The following is a 1,793-nucleotide window of genomic DNA, read 5'->3' as shown; positions in this document are numbered from 1 at the left end:
CACATTGACCACCGTTGCCCCGCGCTCCTATACTTTTGCCGCTGTCGGGGGGTCTCCTGTCCTTGCGAGACCTGAATCCCGGCCCGCGCAATGCGGCGCACAGTCGCGTCGCGGTGGGGTGCAGAAAACGATCAGGGGTCGCCGCCGTGTCGTCGAAAGTGGACGCTTTGCCATGTACCGCCGACGCCGGCGCGGCTGAGATGCGGCGATGAGCTTTGCCGACTACTGGTATGTGGTGGCCGAGTCCAGGGAGCTGACGCGTGTCGCACCCCTCGCTCGACGCGTGCTCGACGAGCGGCTGGTCTGCTTTCGTGCAGCCGATGGGTCGCCCACCGTCCTGCGTGATCGCTGCCTGCATCGCAATGCACCGCTTTCGGGTGGCGTCGTTCAAGGGGGCCGCCTTTCCTGTCCCTACCATGGCTGGACCTACGATGGCGAAGGGCAGGTGGTGGCCATTCCCAGCCTGTCCGGCGAGCGCTTGCCAGCACACTGCACGGCGCCCTATCCGGTGATCGAACAGCACGGCTTCATCTACGTTCGCCTGCAACGCGACGCCCCAGCCGACCTCGCGCCATTTCCCATGCCGCACTACGGCGAGGCCGGCTGGACGAACCTGCGGCTGCAGAACCGTTTCGCGAACAACGTCGCCAATTGTGTCGAGAACTTCATCGATATCCCGCATACCGCCTTCGTGCACCGGGGCATCTTTCGTTCGACGCGCGGCGAGCAGCTGACGGCAACCGTCCGGCGGGCGGATGGCGCGGTGCACGTCTCGTACCGCAACGAGCGCGACAACCTCGGCAGCTATCGCTGGTTCCTCAATCCGCGCGGCGACGAGATTCGCCATGGCGACAGCTTTCATGCGCCCAACGTCAGCTCGGTCATCTACGAGATCGGCCGCAAGACTTTCATCATCACCTCGCAAGCGGTGCCGGTCGATGAGCGCGAGACGCTGGTCTACACCGATCTCACCTACCGCTTCGGGCTGTGGAACGCGCTTGCCGCAGCCTTCGTGCGGCGGCACGCGCAGCGCATCATCGACCAGGATGTGGAAATCCTAGCCCGCCAGGGGGAGAACATCGCGCGCTACGGCGCCGAGTTCCTCGATGCGCCGGCCGACTTGATCCACCGCCTGGTCGATTCGATTCGCGAGGCCATCGGCCGCGGCGAGGATCCGCGTGCGCTGCCGCTGGTCGAGCACGAGATCGAATTCCGCGTATGAGCTGGCGCGCGCGCATCCTCGGCTTTTTCCCGGCGTTCTGGCTGCTCGCGGCGATGGCCTGCTTGTGGCGCGTGCTCGTGGCGGGGGATGTGGCCAGCGCCCTGGTGTTGCTGGCTGTGCTCTACCTGCTGCCGGTGGCCCTCTACCGCCTGCATCAGACGCTATGGCCGCTGGTCGAAGGCGCGTCGCGCATCGACGCGGCGGGCTATTCGCCGTGGTGGGGCGGGCATCAACTGCAGGTGATGTATAGCGCCTTTCCCGCACTGGAGGGCGCTCTGCGCCTGGTGCCGGGTCTCTACAGCGCCTGGCTGCGGCTGTGGGGCAGTCGTATCGGCCGCGCGGTCTACTGGACACCGCAGGTCGACATCATCGACCGCGGCCTGCTCGAGGTGGGCGATGGCGTCGTTTTCGGGCATCGCGTCGCCTGCTACGCGCATCTCGTCAAGCGCCGCGATGACGCTCTGGTGCTCTACGTGCGGCGCATCCGCATCGGCGCCGGCGTCATGCTCGGCGCCTCCTCGCGGCTCGGGCCGGGCGCGCGCATCGACGACGGCGTGGCGCTGCCGATCCT

Annotated in this window: 2 protein-coding genes; both read left to right on the top strand. The window is 66.9% G+C overall.

Translation table 11 applies throughout. The features are described 5' to 3' along the window. Positions 1–208 precede the first annotated feature (208 nt). Positions 209–1,222: an aromatic ring-hydroxylating dioxygenase subunit alpha gene (locus RUW20_RS12555; protein WP_313952572.1), complete on the top strand. Its 1,014-nt coding sequence runs from the start codon at positions 209–211 to the stop codon at positions 1,220–1,222. Further along, the coding region (locus tag RUW20_RS12550; protein ID WP_313952571.1) for an acyl transferase at positions 1,219–1,793 on the top strand (575 nt) is incomplete at its 3' end. The genes RUW20_RS12555 and RUW20_RS12550, both read left to right, overlap by 4 nt.

This window comes from Accumulibacter sp. (genome assembly GCF_032229525.1).
Classification (GTDB): domain Bacteria; phylum Pseudomonadota; class Gammaproteobacteria; order Burkholderiales; family Rhodocyclaceae; genus Accumulibacter.
This window is presented reverse-complemented; position numbering and strand designations above follow the sequence as displayed.

Excerpts from the sequence above, each read along its gene's own strand:
- RUW20_RS12555 (WP_313952572.1), top strand. The coding sequence starts at position 209 with ATGAGCTTTGCCGACTACTGGTATGTGGTGGCCGAGTCCAGGGAGCTG.